The following is a 15,562-nucleotide window of genomic DNA, read 5'->3' as shown; positions in this document are numbered from 1 at the left end:
CGCTCCGTCTAATCGTTGATTTTTCATGCTAATCATGCGGTATATTCACGAATTATTACAGTCTTAAGCCTTGAATATGCTACCATCCACCATCATTTTAATGTCTAAACTTGGTGCAGGTCGCAAAGACGATCCTTTTAGTAAACACATGAGCCAATACTGAGCACCAATAAATCAATAGAAAGAGAAAAAACGTCATGAACATTGATTTGAACCTAATTCCTCAAACGTTCGATATGCTGCATGCTGGTTTGGCAGCTTCGAGTGTTTTGCTTCTTCTGATCGCGGTATCGCGCAAATCAAAAGTGGTCGAGAAAGTGGTAGAAAAACCGGTCGAGAAAATCGTCGAGGTTGAGAAGCCAGTTGAGAAGATCGTTGAAGTAGAAAAAGTAGTGGAAGTAGAGAAAGTCGTAGAGCGCGTTGTAGAAGTTGAATCAAAACTTGCAACAGCATCAACGGACTCTGCAATGCAGCTGCTTTCTATCATGCAACAAGAAGCTCGCCTAATTGACTTCTTAAAAGAAGACCTAACGTCATTCTCTGATGAAGAAGTAGGCGCAGCTGCTCGCGTAATCCACACAGGCGGTCAGAAAGTACTGAACGACTACGTGACGCTAGCGCACGTTCGTAACGAAGACGAAGAAACTCGCATTACGGTTGAAGAAGGCTTCAACCCACAAGAAATCCGCCTAACTGGCAACGTAACAGGCAGCGCGCCATTCAACGGCACGCTAGTTCACAAAGGTTGGAAAGCAACATCAATGACGTTGCCTAAACTGGCTGAGAACTACGATGCATCTGTGATCGCTCCAGCTGAGGTTGAGCTGTAATGGAACACATGAACCAAGAAAACCATTCTCAAGAAGCGTCTGTTGAAACTCAACAGACGCCTAAATTCAGTGTCGGTATCGACTTAGGTACAACACACTGTGTCATGTCTTTTGTTGATACTCACGACGAAGACGCTCGCGTTGAAGTGATGCCTATCCCGCAGCTTACTGCGCCGGGTACGGTAGAAACTCGTAGCCAATTAGGCTCTTTCCTATACCAACCACACGAACACGAAATGAACCCGCAATCACGCGTTCTTCCGTGGTCGAGCGAGCCAAAAGCTCTGGTTGGTGCTATTGCACGTAACCTAGGTTCAAAAACACCGATTCGCCTTGTTGCAAGTGCGAAATCTTGGCTTTGCCACGCTGGTGTTAACCGTCGTGATGCCTTCCTGCCTGCAGGTAGCCCAGAAGAAGTGGAAAAAGTATCCCCTCTTCGCGCGACAGAGCTTTACCTAGAGCACCTAAAAGACGCTTGGAATCACACGAATCCAAATCACAACCTTGCCGATCAAGACGTGACTATTACGGTCCCTGCTTCTTTTGATCCTGCTGCTCGCGATCTAACTGCAGAAGCAGCACGCAATGTTGGTTTTGTGCACCTAACGCTTCTAGAAGAGCCACAAGCTGCACTTTACAACTGGATCGATAACAGCAACGACAAATGGCGCGACGAAGTTGAAGTTGGCGACATCGTGCTTGTGGTCGATATCGGTGGTGGTACGACTGACCTTTCTTTGGTTGAAGTAACTGAAGACGACGGCAACCTAACTCTGAACCGTATCGCGGTAGGTGAACACATCCTACTTGGCGGTGACAACATGGACCTTGCACTTGCGTACCGCTTAAAGATGAAGCTAGCGCAAGAAGGCAAAGAGCTACAGCCATGGCAAGTTCAGGCAATGACACACGCATGTCGTGACGCGAAAGAAGCGCTATTGAACGACAGCGAACTTCAGTCAGTGCCAATTGTAGTACCAAGCCGTGGTTCTAAACTGCTTGGCGCAACGCTGAAAACAGAACTGACTCAAGAAGAAGTACAACAAACACTGGTTGACGGCTTCTTCCCTCAAGTTGCGATTACTGATCACCCTGTTCAACGTAACCGTGGTGCACTAACGCAAATGGGTCTGCCTTACGCACAAGATGCAGGCATTACTCGTCACATTGCTGCGTTCTTGTCTAAACAAGCTAATGCTCTTTCTGCTTCAGGAAATGGCGCAGAAGCAGCAGCCCAAGATTTCAACCCATTCGCTAACATGCCTGGTATGCCAGGTGCGGATGCGACGCAATCGGCTGACTTCATCAAGCCAACAGCAATCCTATTCAACGGTGGTGTTCTGAAATCGAAACTTCTAGCAACTCGCCTAGAAGACACGATCAACGAATGGCTAATTGAAGCAGATACAGAAATGGCGAAGCGCCTAACAGGTGTGGATCTAGACCTTGCGGTTGCTAGCGGTGCGGCTTACTACGGCTCTGTGCGTCGTGGGCAAGGCGTTCGTATCCGTGGTGGTATTGCTTCGGCTTACTACGTGGGTATCGAAAGTGCGATGCCTGCGATTCCGGGCATGGCGCCTCCAATGGAAGCACTTTGTGTTGCACCATTTGGTATGGAAGAAGGCTCAAGCGTTGACGTACCAAGCCAAGAGTTTGGTTTGATCATTGGTCAACCAGTTAACTTCCAATTCTTCGGCTCAACCGTTCGTCGTGATGACCTAGCAGGTACTCACCTAGACTACTGGGCACCAGAAGAGCTTGAAGAGCTTCCAGAAATCCAAGTAACGCTGCCTGTATCTGAAGGTCGTCGTGAAGGTGAAGTGGTTCCAGTAACCCTAGCCTCTCGCGTCACAGAGCTTGGTACGCTTTACTTAGAAGCCATTGCCGCTGATAACGGTCAAAAATGGCATGTTGAGTTCGATGTGCGCGAAGACGCGAAAAGCAACTCAAACGAAGAAGAATAAATAGAAATCAAACGGCATCCAATCGGGTGCCGTTTTTAAATACACGAAGGTTTGTATGGCATCTCCTCGTTTTCTTGTTGGTATTGACCTTGGCACCACAAACACTGTGGTGGCGTACTGTGAAATCACCGACAACCTTGAACAATCCGAAGTATCCCTATTCGACATCGACCAACTGATTGGTCCGGGTGAAGTGGTTCGTAAACCATTGCTGCCCTCTTTCCGCTATCACCCTGCAGTTGGTCAAATCTCCCCTTCTGACCTAACACTTCCTTGGGAAAACGAACCGGTATCTGGCGACATTAGCAATGTGATCGTGGGTGAATGGGCTCGTGAATTAGGCGCTAAGGTGGAAGGACGTCAGGTATCCAGTGCTAAAAGCTGGCTATCGCACCAAGCAGTGGATCGTAGCTCAGACATTCTTCCTTGGGCTGGCGCGCAAGACGTAGATAAAGTATCCCCCGTCATTGCCAGCGCAAGCTACCTCAACCACATTCGTCAAGCATGGAACTACCGTCACCCTAGCAACAGGCTAGAAGACCAAGATGTGGTTGTGACCGTTCCAGCGTCGTTCGATGAAACCGCTCGTAAGCTCACGCTTGAAGCGGCTGAGCTGGCAGGCTTAAAGAAAATCGTCCTGCTCGAAGAGCCACAAGCCGTATGTTACGACTGGTACGCACGCCACCAGCAAACCGCAGCTGATGAACTCAAAGAGTTGCCGCTGATTCTGGTGTGTGATGTGGGCGGTGGTACTACCGACTTGAGCTTGATTGAAGCCAGTTTCTCTTCTCAAGATGAACTAGCCCTTGATCGTATTGGTGTTGGCGAGCACTTGATGCTTGGTGGTGATAACCTCGACTTAGCATTAGCACATCTTGCAGAGAGCCGCTTCAACCAAAGTAAGAAGCTCACTGCTGCAAGCCTGACTAAGCTGATTCAGCAAACTCGCAAAGCGAAAGAAAACTTGCTTTCAGCGAGTGCACCTGAAGAAGTGAAGATCACCATGCTGGGCAGCGGCTCGAAACTTCTTGGCGGAACAAAGAGTATTGGGCTGAGCAAACAAGAAGTGCACCAAATCGCTTTGGATGGTTTCTTCCCACTTTCTGATTTCAGTGAAGTACCAGACAAACGTCGCAGCGCCGTTGTCGAGTTTGGTCTTCCATACGTTGCTGACCCAGCAGTGAGCAAACACGTTGCCGAGTTCTTAACTCAGCATCAGCAAGTTGCTCGTGCCGCTCTCGGCATTGAAGACGACAAACAAAATGCAATTCCGGTAGGCTTGCTACTTAACGGTGGTGTGTTCAATAGTGAACTTGTTACTGAGCGAGTCACTACCCTACTGTCCGATTGGCGCGGCGCTCCGGTTACGGTATTAGATAACCCACATCCAGATTGGTCTGTTGCCCTGGGTGCTGTTGCGTTTGGTAAAGCACGTCGTGGTGCACAGCTAAAAATTGGTGGTGGTGCAGCGCGTTCTTACTTCTTGCACCTTCAAGAGAAGAACAAGATGGGCAAAGCACTCTGTTTGCTTGCCAAAGGTACAGAAGAAGGACACGAGATCCGCTTAAGTAGTCGTCGTTTCTCGCTTACCCTAGGTGAACCCGTTCGCTTTAATCTGCTGACTTCTACCCACGACACCTTAACCAATAACACTGCCATTCAAAACGGTGTGATGGTGGACGTTGATCCTGACTTATTTGCTCCTCTGCCGCCTTATATCACCACCCTTGAAGGTGAAGGTGCCGAACTGCAAGCCAACCAGAAAGAGCGCGTAGAAGTGCAACTGGCGTGTCAGTTGACCGAAGTCGGTACGCTTAAGATGGAATGTGTCAGCGCAAAAGATGACAGCAAACGTTGGGAGCTGGAATTCGAAGTTCGTAACAAGCAAACCGATTACAGCGAGCAAGTTAAGCTTCACCCTAAACTGAACGAATGTAAGGAGCTGATCGCTCGCCTTTACAGCGGTAACAAGAAAAGCGCAGAAAGCAAAGAGATCAAAACCTTACCCAAAGATCTTGAGAAGAAACTGGGCAAACGGGACGAGTGGGATTTCACTACCCTACGTCAACTGTTTGATACCTTCGCACAAGGTCGTAAGCGTCGCCGCCGCTCTGAACAGCACGAGAAAAACTGGCTTCGTTTAGCCGGTTTTGCACTGCGTCCGGGTTTTGGCGATCCAACTGACTCATGGCGTATTGAGCAAGTTTGGGGTCTCTACCAACAAAACATTCAGTTCAAAAACCATCAAGGTTGGACTGACTGGTGGGTATTCTGGCGTCGCATTGCCGGTGGTTTAAGCCAAGAGCAGCAAGAGACCATCTTGGCGGACATCGCGAAATACCTACACCCTGGCGCGATGAAAAACCCACAATCTGCCAAAGCAGCGCAAGACATGGGTTACGAATCAATGGTGCGCTTGTCTGCCTCTCTAGAGCATCTAGAAGTCGAAGACAAAGTTCTATTGGCTACGTGGTTCTTGAGCAAAGCCATCAACCATAACCAGTTCGAACAAGCACACTGGTGGGCAATGGGTCGCTTGGCATCACGTACGCCTTTATATGGCAGTCAGCATAACGTCGTTCCTCGTGAACAAGCGGAACAGTGGTTGCCTAAGCTGCTAGAGCAGAACTGGCAGAAAGAGCCAATGATCGCTTTCGCAGCCGTAATGATTTGTCGTAAAACGGGCGACCGCCTATTCGATATCTCAGACGACTACCGTGAGCAGGTACTGGCTAAGTTGAAGCAAAGCAAGGTACCTGAATCTTGGGTATCACTGGTTGAAGAAGTCAAAGAGCTATCTGAGAGCGAATCGAAGCGTATCTTCGGTGATGCACTACCAAGCGGTCTGACACTGGTAAATAACTAGGCTCTCACGCTTATAAACGCAACAAAGCCCTTCTCGTGAAGGGCTTTGTTTTATCTGATTCTAATAGCTGACGAAAGACGACTCGTTAGTTCATTTCCGTATTGATCACCACATCACGCGTTTCATTATCCATATCACTGATGCCAACAACTGAGATTTCACGGTCAGATAAATTCTCAATCATGCTGTCTTCTAACCCACCGTCCGTCATCCACGCATAGAATTTTTCCGCAATACGATCCGAACCTTCCCCGACAAACGTTAATGTGACCTTCTTCATTTGTGACACTCCATCAATTTACGATTCAGCCACTTAAGCGTAGTATGTTTCGCAAATATCGACATAAACTAGGACTAACTTCTTTTATGAGTATCGAAAAATTTGACGCGATTTATCAGCGCGCTGCCGAGCGTAAAGGTGGTGAAGATCAACTTGAAGCGCTTTTGTCTTATCCACTAAGCAAAGAAGAGCTGGCAGCGATTCCCGACGACCGTTGGCTGGCCGCTTTTTCGATGAAAGTATTCCAAAGTGGGATTTCGTGGAGCGTGGTTCGCAACAAGTGGCCGAACTTCGAAGAAGTGTTCTTTGGGTTTAAGATTGAGCCGCTATTGATGCTGTCGGATGAGCAATGGGAAACCAAAGCAACCGACAAACGCATCATTCGCCATCTCACTAAAGTCATGTCGATTCCTGCCAACGCACGTATGATCCACGAAGCAAAAATCGAATACGGCTCGTTTGGCAAAATGGTTGCCGATTGGCCGCAAGAGAAAATCACCGACCTATGGGCGTATTTGAAGAAACGCGGTAATCGCCTAGGTGGCAATACCGGTCCTTACACACTTCGTCAAATGGGCGTTGATACCTTTATCTTGTCTAGCGACGTTGAAGCTTACCTGCGTAATTGCAAGATCATTGAAGGTGGCAAAGATACGAAGAAATCGCTCGATGCCACCAACAAAGCGTTTGTTCAATGGCAGCAAGAAAGTGGCAGAAGCCTGTCTGAGATCAGCCAAATCATTGCGTTCAGCACCGGCGATAATCGCATTTAGTCCAGACTGAACCCAAAATACAAACGGCGCACTGATCATTGGATTTAGTGCGCCGTTTTTATGTTCATTGGTTCAAGTACAGACTTACTTTGAAGCCAGTGATTCCCACTCAGTCAGCAGCTGCATAATACGGTGAGAGTCTTCCCATGTTGCACAAGGGTTCTCTAACGAGATACGCCCTGCTTCAACCGCTTGGCGAATATTGCGCACTTGATAGAAGAAAGCGTCCCCAGCTGCCGGAACAGACACTTCACGCTTCGACGTCTCGTAAATTTCCACACTAAACTGGTTTTCTTGCGTTGGTAGCCATGGATTTGAATCTAACGTAATACAACCTTTGCTACCCAGAATGGTGAATTGGTGTTTCAATCCATGATCTTCTGCGGTGTGTACGCTCGCCGTTTGTTGCTCACCGAATTGCATCATCAAACTCGATTCACAGATATTCCCATCGTTACCTCGTCGACCAATCGCTGTCATAGAGCGGTTCTCAAAGGTTTGTTCACCCAACATGGTTTTCACCACCAAATGCACCAATGACATTGGGTAACAACCTAAGTTATACAAAGCACCTTTACTGTCTGGATTCACAAACTGTGCAATCGATGCAATGTAAGAAGTATGAATCGAGCGAAGTTCACCAATCTCTCCCGATTTAAGCACCGAAACCAACTCGCTGATCAACGGGTGATGCAAGTACATTAAGCCTTCAGCAAAGAATACCTTGTGCGTTTCGACTGCTTTTAGTGCCAACTCGGTTTTTCCCATATCTACCGACAATGACTTTTCACACAGAATCGCCTTCCCCTGCTCTGCCGCTTTGACGATAAAGTCATGATGAAGGTGATTTGGCAGTGCGATGTAAATAATGTCGACTTGCTCATCGGCAATCAACGCATCGTAATCGGTGAACGTGTTCTCGATGCCATATTGCTCAGCAAATGCGTTCAAGTTCTGTTCCGAACGCCCAGCAACCGCGTACAGTTCACTCTTGTCATCACCTTGGATTGCCTCAGCCATAACACCTGAGATAAAGCTTGTGCCTAAAATACCCCATTTCATGTTCGCCTCTCCTATTGAGCTTGGGTTTCGAATGCTTGAACTAACTCCGCCATTTCAGCCGCAATAAACGCTTGTGTATGCGGCATAGCAAAATGCGCTTCAATCGCGGCGCGGCTTTCATATCGCTCCCAAAGAATCACACGTTGTGGATCTTTAGAATCGTAGGTCGCATTCGCTTGCAAGCACCCCGCTTCGCTTTGCATATCAAGGCAAAATTGTTCAATGGCTTCAACCACTTGTTGTCTTGGCTTATCGGCATTCATTTTCAGTTCGGCGGTAACAAAAATCGTCTCGCTCATGATGGATCTCTTTCTCCATTCTTAATCATACGCCCACTGTAATTAACCTCATTTGATTGATAAACTCTGCTTTAGTTATTTCTTTATCAACTCTGGGTGTGTAATGGATAAATTAACAAGCATGAAAGTTTTCGCTTACGTGGTCGAACATGGCAGCTTTCGTAATGCTGCACACCACTTTGATATTTCACCGACCATGGTTGGCAAGCACGTGAGCTTTCTTGAGCAAAGCTTAGGTACACAGCTGATTCATCGCACCACACGTAAACAGTCCTTAACCGAAGCTGGCAGACTCTACTATCAAGAATGCCACCGCATTATTGAAGACATCACCAACGCAGAGAACCTAATCCAGACGCTGATTAACCGTCCAACCGGAACAGTGAAAGTTAACTGCCCTGTCACGTATGGCAAAAAGGTCATTGCTCCTATCGTGGCTGACTTCTTAGCTGAATTTCCCGATTTGAACGTTGAGCTGATGTTGGACAACAATTTGATTGACCCATATCGAAGCGAAGCTGACGTGATTATTAGAATCGGTGAGTTGGTCGATTCGTCGTTAGTCGCGAGAAAATTGGGTGAATACCACATGACTTACTGCGCCTCACCCTCTTACCTTGAGCAACATGCCCCTATCCAATCGCTTGATGACCTTGAACATCATCATTGTTTGGGGTTTCAGTATCACCAAGGAGAAAGCCAACAAGTAGTGAACATGCCATCTAATACCTTTGGAAACAGCAACACCCGATTAACGTCTAATAATGGCGATGTACTTAAGTTTGCCGCGTTAAAAGGCTCTGGCGTTCTTCTGCAACCAAAGATCTTAGTTGAGCAGGAAATCCAATCTGGTGCCTTGGTAGAAATTCTTCAGCAACATGCTCCCAAGCCAAAACCGATCCACCTGCTTTACCGTTCAAAACAGCTTTCCCTTAAAAACCGCACCTTGGTTGATTTTGTTCTTTCGCATGTGAATCTCTAACGCCACCTCATAAAGCGGCGACAATTTAGCCATTCAATCAACTTTTATTGTCGATATGACAAATATTATTTCTCGTTAATTGTCTTTATTTTTCATGCCGTTAGTAAAGAACACTCATTTAGTGAACATCATTTGTTGATTCCCATCAATTGCATTGCTCTGACAAAGTGACTAGGATTGCCGCCTTTCCTGAGTGAACTATCAAAATAACATCGAGAAATTTAATCTAATTTCTCTTCAAGTTCGTGCGCAATCACGACATTTGCACTCATTTCAAACTGCATAAGCACATTCTTTTGCTTATGAAAACGACATTGATTTCTCAACACTTTTGGTCACGTATGTGACTTTTTTCGTTGGGAGCGATTTTTCAATCAAGGTTGGTCACAAGGACGCTACCCCTTGACTGCATTTACTGGAGGATAAAATGCCTAAAGGTCTAATGCTGACTGACTTAGCCATTGCTGGCTTACTATTGATTTTGGCAAAAGTCATTCGCGTTCACACGCCATTACTGCAACGTATGTACATTCCATCGGCGGTTCTCGCGGGATTATTCGGTCTGATTTTTGGACCAGCCCTGCTAAACGTACTGCCTTGGACCGACACCTTTACCGCTAACGCAAGCCTGTTAACTGCTGCACTTTTTTCTGCGTTAGGTCTGGCAACGGATGTTCCATCACCTAAAACCGTCGCACAGCGCGCTGGCTCATTGTGGGCATTCAACCAAATCGCTTCTGTTTCTCAGTGGTTGTTTGCGGCAATGTTTGGTCTCGCTATCACTACCTTCTTCTGGCCAGAGATTAATCCCGGCTTTGGTGTGACAATGTCTGCGGGCTTTATGGGCGGTCACGGCTCTGCCTCTGTGGTTGGTGAAATCTTCACGGGGCTTGGCTGGGAAGATGGCTTCACACTTGGCTTAACCTTCGCAACCGTGGGTATTTTCATTTCGATTTCTGTCGGCATGCTCATGCTGCAATTCGCATTGAAGATGGGTTGGATTCGTAGCTTTACGACATTCGACAGCATGGACGAACACGAACGCAAAGGCCTTGTTAAGCCTGATGATCAAGAACCGGTAATGAAAGACACCATGTCTTCCCTGTCGGTTGATTCTTTCGCGATTCACGCTGCGCTAGTGGTTGTCGTAACCGCTTTCTCTTATGTCGCCGCCAACTACTTGTCTTCTTTCCACGATAAGGTGCAGATCCCGACGTTTGTAACTGGCTTCCTTGGCGGCATGCTTGTGCGAATCATCGCGAAACAAACCAAAGCTTCACGCTATCTTTGTGACGGTGCATTCAAACACGCTGCGGGCATCAGTACCGATTATTTGATTATCTTTGGTATCTCAGCCATCAAGATTACCGTCTTAGCCCAGTACTTAATGCCTATGGTAGTACTAGCAATTGGCGGTGTAAGTTTCACACTTTGGTTAATCTTTTGGGTAGCACCACGAATCATGGGTGAGAATTGGTTTGAGAAAGGCATCTTCTCTTGGGGTTGGTTAACCGGTACGGTAGCTATGGGTATTGCTCTACTTCGTATCGTTGATCCAAAGATGCGTAGCAAGGTACTTGATGATTACGCCATCGCTTATGTCCCAGGCTCAATCACTGACATCTTCATCATCTCTTTGATGCCAATCGCGATGTATAACGGCATGCACTGGCAGGCGCTTGGCGTTGGTCTAGCTTACATAGCCGTGGTTCTTTTCATTTGGCGTTTTGTTTTCAAACAAGGCTCACACGCAGCCACAAGCACCTCATAAAGCGATGATTTAAAGCCCCATATATTTATAGGATTGGGGCTTTTTCTTATTGAGATCACACTTACTTTTTGTGTGAGTTTGAATAAATTCCGAATGCAATTTTAAGCAACTTGTTTTATATATTAGAACCGAATCATTCATCGCATAACTTCATTCTTTTTCAATACCTTTCCAGCCATAATTTTGCTCCAGAATAGCAGACTATAAAAATACATATTCGGAGGTTGGCTGTGCGTAATACCAAAGGTTTTACACTGATAGAATTGGTGGTTTGTATCGTCATTCTTGGGGTGGTAAGTGTCGTTGCGCTCCCAAAATTTCTTGGTATCCAGAAGGATGCCCGCATTGCTGTCTTGTATGGTGCTCGTGAGGCGCTGATGACAGCCAACAATCAAGTCTATGCAAAAGCGGTGCTCCAATCGCAAGAGAACGTCGACGCTGGTGAACTAATGAACATTGATTTGAATAACGATGGCGTCAACGATCTGATTGGCTACTACGGATATATCAAGAATGTGATTCCAGCAAAAGAGCTCGCCGGGTTTGACCCAAAACTGACTATCAATCGTTGGTACGGAGTGGACGATGAAGATGAACCCTACTTCTTAATTGGCTTTGCTAATAAGCCTGTCGACATCTTCAACCTTTGCTACGTAGAAGTCTATTATCCGAAAACAGCAGGTGGTCAAATAAAGTACGGAATTCAAACCAGAGACTGCTAAAACCGGTAAAAATAAGCTTCAAGAGTGATACTTTTGAAGCTTTCCTTTCTGTTTGAGACGGAACCCCTCAAAACTGCAATTAACATTAATTTCACAATATCTTGTTACATCCTCCCCTTTCAGCAATACATAAGGCGGCTATTCATCGAGCCTCTATAAAATCGACACATTGTGTTGTTTTTCATTTCGCTCAAAAATTATGCTTGTAAACTCATCAATTCGCTCAATAATGGTTCCATAACAAATTCAATAATTTAAGCAGGAGGCGAAATGAGAATATTCTGGCAGCTGCGTTGGTATTTCCAACTAAAATGGAAACAATATGTGGGGTCTATCCTGCTATTTGCCGTCATTTCCGCCCTTCAGCTTGTTCCTCCCAAAGCGGTCGGTATTATTGTCGATGGTGTGGTCGATAATACCCTCGAAACCAGTACCTTAGTGATGTGGTTATTGGGCCTTATTGTGCTGTTTTTTGCGATATATGGCTGTCGAATACTGTGGCGGATCTGGTTATTTGGCGCGAGTTGGGAACTAGGCACCATTTTGCGTAATCGCCTTTATCGTCATATCTCTACTCAGCCCCCTCGATTCTTTGAACGATACAAAACTGGCGACCTGATGGCTCGTGGTACGAACGATGTTCGCAACATTGTTATGACCGCAGGTGAAGGTGTGTTAACTGCTGCCGATTCTCTGATCACTGGCATCGCGGTACTGATCATCATGGTGACGCAAATTAGTTGGAAGCTGACTGTAATGGCATTATTGCCGATGCCGTTTCTTGCCATCATCATCTTCTTCATCGTTCGTATTCTGCATAAACGATTCAAAATCGCACAAGAAGCCTTTTCTACGATGTCAGACATGACTCAAGAGTCACTAAATGGCGTACGTATGCTGCGTGCTTTCGGGTTAGAAAACCAAGAGCAGCAACGTTTTGAAGAGGTTGTGGATGATACAGGCGAGAAGAACATTGCCGTTGCCCGTGTCGATGCGCGCTTTGATCCAGCTATTCAGCTGACTATTGGTATGTCTTTCTTTTTGAGCGTGGCGTCTGGTGCCTACTTAGTTGACCAAGGTGATATCACTCTCGGGGACTTGACCGCATTTACTATGTATTTGGGTCTAATGATCTGGCCTATGCTGGCATTCGCATTCCTATTTAACATCTTGGAAAGAGGCTCTGCTGCGTGGAACCGTCTGCAAGAAATCTTCGATGAAAAGCCAGAGATCGTCAGTGGTGAAACACCATTAGGCACTCAACCTTTGCCTTTGCAGATCAAAATTGACGAGTTCCACTGGTCTAAAGATCTGCCACCAGCACTAACTGATGTTCACATCACCCTTGAGCCAGGAAAAATGCTTGGCATTGCAGGTCCAGTTGGCAGTGGTAAATCAACCTTACTAACCTTACTGCTTCGTCAACATGACATGGATAACGGTACGATTCAGTTTGGTGATATCAAAATCAAGGACGCTGTCCTGCCAGAGTGGCGAGACCGTTTTGCTGTTGTTAACCAAAGCCCGTTTTTGTTCTCTAAATCTATCTTCGACAATATCGCTCTGGGCAACCCTAACGCATCAAAAGAAGACGTTTATCGAGCGGCGAAACTGGCTTGTATCCACGACGATATTGAGAAGTTTCCTGAAGGCTACCAAACAGAAGTGGGTGAAAAAGGCATCACCCTCTCTGGAGGTCAGAAACAACGTATCGCCATTGCACGCGCCATGCTGCTTAATGCCCAAGTGTTGGTCTTGGACGATGCCCTATCCGCTGTTGATGGACGTACCGAGCACCAGATTCTGAAGAACTTAGAGACTTACTATCGAGAGCAATCATTGATTGTTATTGCCCACCGCCTCACTGCTCTAGAAGCAGCAGAAGAGATTGTGGTGTTGAATCACGGGCACATAGCAGAGCGTGGCCAGCATGGGGCACTTCTGGAACGTCAGGGTTGGTATGCGGAAATGTACCAGTACCAGAAACTAGAACAGGCAATGGAGGACTAATCATGAAACAATCGACAACGTTTAAACGGTTAATGTCTTACCCATTGTCGCAGCCAAAACCTATGCTAAAAGGCTTGGCGCTACTGTTTATCGCGGCGTTAGCCAGTGCTGGCGGACCTTGGCTGATTCAGTATTTTATTGATGAACACATCGCGAAAGGTGATTACTCGCGTGACATATTGATCTCACTCGCCGCAGGTTACATTGCCTTGCAGCTTATCTCAGCGGTGTTTCAATACTTCCAATCATTGCAATTTAGTATTGTGGCAACCAACACCATCAAAACGATTCGTAAACAGGTTTTCTCTGGCGTGATCAAGCAGCCTTTATCGGCATTTGATTACACTCCTGCGGGTAAGTTAGTTTCTCGTATCACCAACGATACGGAATCGCTGCAACAATTTTATGAGTTACTGATCGCCACAGTGGTGAAAAACGCAGTAATGATCTTAGTGATGTTGGGCGTCATGTTTTACATGAGCTGGAAGCTGACTATCGTCGTGTTGGTGCTGTTGCCAATCGTGATCGGCTTTATGTACTTGTTCAAAAAGCTCAGTACAGAAAGCTATCGAAACATGCGTGACCTACTGACAGACATTAACGCCAATTTAAGCGAATCCATTCAAGGCATGAGTGTGGTGCAGTTAATGCTGCAAGAAGAGCGCTTCAACAAACAGTTTAACGGCCTCACTGACGACCATCTGGTTGCCTCGAAGAAAGTGATTCGCTTGAATGGCTACCTATTGCGCCCTCTGATGGATTTGCTCGCAGGCCTTGCCCTACTCTCTCTTGTTGCTATCTTTGGCTTTAATGGTGTCGAGCTGATTGGCGTGGGTGTTCTGTACGCTTTCATCAGTTATCTAGCGCGCGTGACCGAGCCTTTGATTGAGATGACACAGCAGTTGGCATTGCTTCAGCAAGCATTGGTATCGAGTGAGCGTGTATTCGAGTTGATCGATGCGAAAGAGCAAACTTACGGCGATGACCATAAGCCACTGCAAACAGGTGCGATTGAGCTTAACAACCTGACTTTCAGCTACGATGGCAAACAAGACGTATTGAAGGACATTTCACTGAAAGCGTCGCATCAAGACTTCATTGCGCTTGTTGGCCACACCGGTAGCGGTAAAAGCACACTCGCTTCTTTGCTCATGGGGTTCTATCCAACCGAAATAGGTGAACTGCGGATTGACGGGCGTCCATTAAAATCTTTAGGCAAAGACGTGCTGCGTAAAGACGTTGCGATGGTACAACAAGACCCACATATTCTCCCTGCTAGCGTCCGTGAGAACATCTCTTTGGGCAGAACGGTCGAAGATGAACAGATTTGGGATGCGCTAGAAAAAGTCGGCCTTGTTGAACAGATTCGTCGTTACCCGAACGGGTTAGATACGCAACTTGGTCAAGGTGAAACGAACCTTTCGGCAGGTCAAAAACAATTGCTTGCGCTCGCACGTGTACTTGTCGCTAAGCCTAAGATTCTGATTTTGGATGAGGCCACGGCAAACATCGACTCAGGTACAGAAGCGTTAATTCAAAAAAGCCTTGAAGTGCTTCGTCAAGATATGACGCTTGTTGTAATAGCTCACCGCCTATCGACGATTTTGGATGCAGACCAAATCATCGTTCTTCATCACGGAGATTTAGTTGAGAGTGGTACACACAGAGCACTGCTAAAACAAAATGGCCGATATGCACAGATGTATCAACTTCAGCAAGCCAATCGCCATATTCAGCAAATCGAAGAGGAAGACGACAAGCAATTCGAGGAAGCTGTTTAAACAGTCTGCATAATACGCCACCACTGCCTTGAAGCCCGTTAGCTATGCTGCGGGCTTTCCTTATACGAAAGTTCCATTCATAATCTAAACAATTTCTTTATTTCTTACCTATTATTGACATAACCCCTCGCTATTATCCGCGAGGTCGTTGTAAAATCGCGTTAATTATCGACACGAGCTATCCCCGCTAAAGTGTTTTTCGTTTCGCTCAAAGCTCATGTC

12 protein-coding genes are annotated in these 15,562 nt (G+C 46.5%); 9 read left to right on the top strand and 3 right to left on the bottom strand.

Going from position 1 to position 15,562, the window contains the following annotated elements; translation table 11 throughout:
• The first annotated feature begins 197 nt into the window (after window positions 1-197).
• Genes VCHENC03_RS24010 through VCHENC03_RS24020 form a run of 3 tightly spaced genes read left to right on the top strand, consistent with a single transcriptional unit; the run spans window position 198 to window position 5,660 of the window.
• Window positions 198-830, top strand: coding sequence for a DUF2760 domain-containing protein (locus VCHENC03_RS24010; RefSeq protein WP_005442696.1), 633 nt, complete (start codon window positions 198-200; stop codon window positions 828-830).
• The gene (locus VCHENC03_RS24015) at window positions 830-2,794 is read left to right on the top strand and encodes an Hsp70 family protein (RefSeq protein WP_009704263.1); all 1,965 of its coding nucleotides are present in this window, start codon (window positions 830-832) and stop codon (window positions 2,792-2,794) included. The genes VCHENC03_RS24010 and VCHENC03_RS24015 overlap by 1 nt, the downstream gene beginning before the upstream one ends.
• Before the next feature lie 55 nt (window positions 2,795-2,849).
• Window positions 2,850-5,660, top strand: a complete 2,811-nt coding sequence (locus VCHENC03_RS24020; RefSeq protein ID WP_009704262.1) for an Hsp70 family protein — start codon at window positions 2,850-2,852, stop codon at window positions 5,658-5,660.
• Window positions 5,661-5,745: 85 nt separating this feature from the next.
• Here VCHENC03_RS24020 and VCHENC03_RS24025 read toward each other — a convergent pair whose 3' ends face one another.
• Window positions 5,746-5,940 carry a hypothetical protein gene (locus tag VCHENC03_RS24025; protein ID WP_005377692.1) on the bottom strand — a complete coding sequence of 65 codons (195 nt, stop codon included), beginning with the start codon at window positions 5,938-5,940 and terminating at the stop codon, window positions 5,746-5,748.
• Window positions 5,941-6,026: 86 nt separating this feature from the next.
• On the opposite strand from VCHENC03_RS24025, the gene VCHENC03_RS24030 reads away from it, so the two are divergent.
• Window positions 6,027-6,713 (top strand): DNA-3-methyladenine glycosylase I, encoded by a 687-nt coding sequence (locus VCHENC03_RS24030; RefSeq protein WP_009704261.1) that lies wholly within the window; start codon window positions 6,027-6,029, stop codon window positions 6,711-6,713.
• Window positions 6,714-6,797: 84 nt separating this feature from the next.
• On the opposite strand, the gene VCHENC03_RS24035 is transcribed toward VCHENC03_RS24030, so the two are convergent.
• Window positions 6,798-7,775, bottom strand: a complete 978-nt coding sequence (locus VCHENC03_RS24035; RefSeq protein WP_009704260.1) for a Gfo/Idh/MocA family protein — start codon at window positions 7,773-7,775, stop codon at window positions 6,798-6,800.
• Window positions 7,776-7,786: 11 nt separating this feature from the next.
• On the bottom strand, window positions 7,787-8,074 hold the full coding sequence (locus VCHENC03_RS24040; RefSeq protein ID WP_009704259.1) for a putative quinol monooxygenase: 288 nt from the start codon (window positions 8,072-8,074) through the stop codon (window positions 7,787-7,789).
• A gap of 103 nt (window positions 8,075-8,177) precedes the next feature.
• Here VCHENC03_RS24040 and VCHENC03_RS24045 point away from each other — a divergent pair, with 103 nt between their 5' ends.
• The 5 genes from VCHENC03_RS24045 to VCHENC03_RS24065 all read left to right on the top strand — a co-directional run bounded on the left by VCHENC03_RS24045 (window position 8,178) and on the right by VCHENC03_RS24065 (window position 15,340).
• Window positions 8,178-9,056 carry a LysR family transcriptional regulator gene (locus VCHENC03_RS24045; protein WP_032801967.1) on the top strand — a complete coding sequence of 293 codons (879 nt, stop codon included), beginning with the start codon at window positions 8,178-8,180 and terminating at the stop codon, window positions 9,054-9,056.
• A 427-nt stretch (window positions 9,057-9,483) separates the two neighbouring features.
• Window positions 9,484-10,827, top strand: coding sequence for a sodium/glutamate symporter (locus VCHENC03_RS24050; protein WP_009704257.1), 1,344 nt, complete (start codon window positions 9,484-9,486; stop codon window positions 10,825-10,827).
• 230 nt (window positions 10,828-11,057) lie between these two features.
• Entirely contained in the window at window positions 11,058-11,549 is a 492-nt protein-coding gene (locus VCHENC03_RS24055; RefSeq protein ID WP_009704256.1) for a prepilin-type N-terminal cleavage/methylation domain-containing protein, read from the top strand.
• Between the two features lie 270 nt (window positions 11,550-11,819).
• On the top strand, window positions 11,820-13,559 hold the full coding sequence (locus tag VCHENC03_RS24060) for an ABC transporter transmembrane domain-containing protein (protein ID WP_032801966.1): 1,740 nt from the start codon (window positions 11,820-11,822) through the stop codon (window positions 13,557-13,559).
• Window positions 13,560-13,561: 2 nt separating this feature from the next.
• Window positions 13,562-15,340, top strand: coding sequence for an ABC transporter transmembrane domain-containing protein (locus VCHENC03_RS24065; protein ID WP_009704254.1), 1,779 nt, complete (start codon window positions 13,562-13,564; stop codon window positions 15,338-15,340).
• The last annotated feature ends 222 nt before the right edge of the window (window positions 15,341-15,562 follow it).

The sequence above is a fragment of the Vibrio sp. HENC-03 genome, assembly GCF_000305755.2.
Taxonomy (GTDB): Bacteria; Pseudomonadota; Gammaproteobacteria; order Enterobacterales; family Vibrionaceae; genus Vibrio; species Vibrio owensii.
Note: the sequence above shows the minus strand (reverse complement) of the source record. Positions and strands in the feature narration are given on the sequence as shown.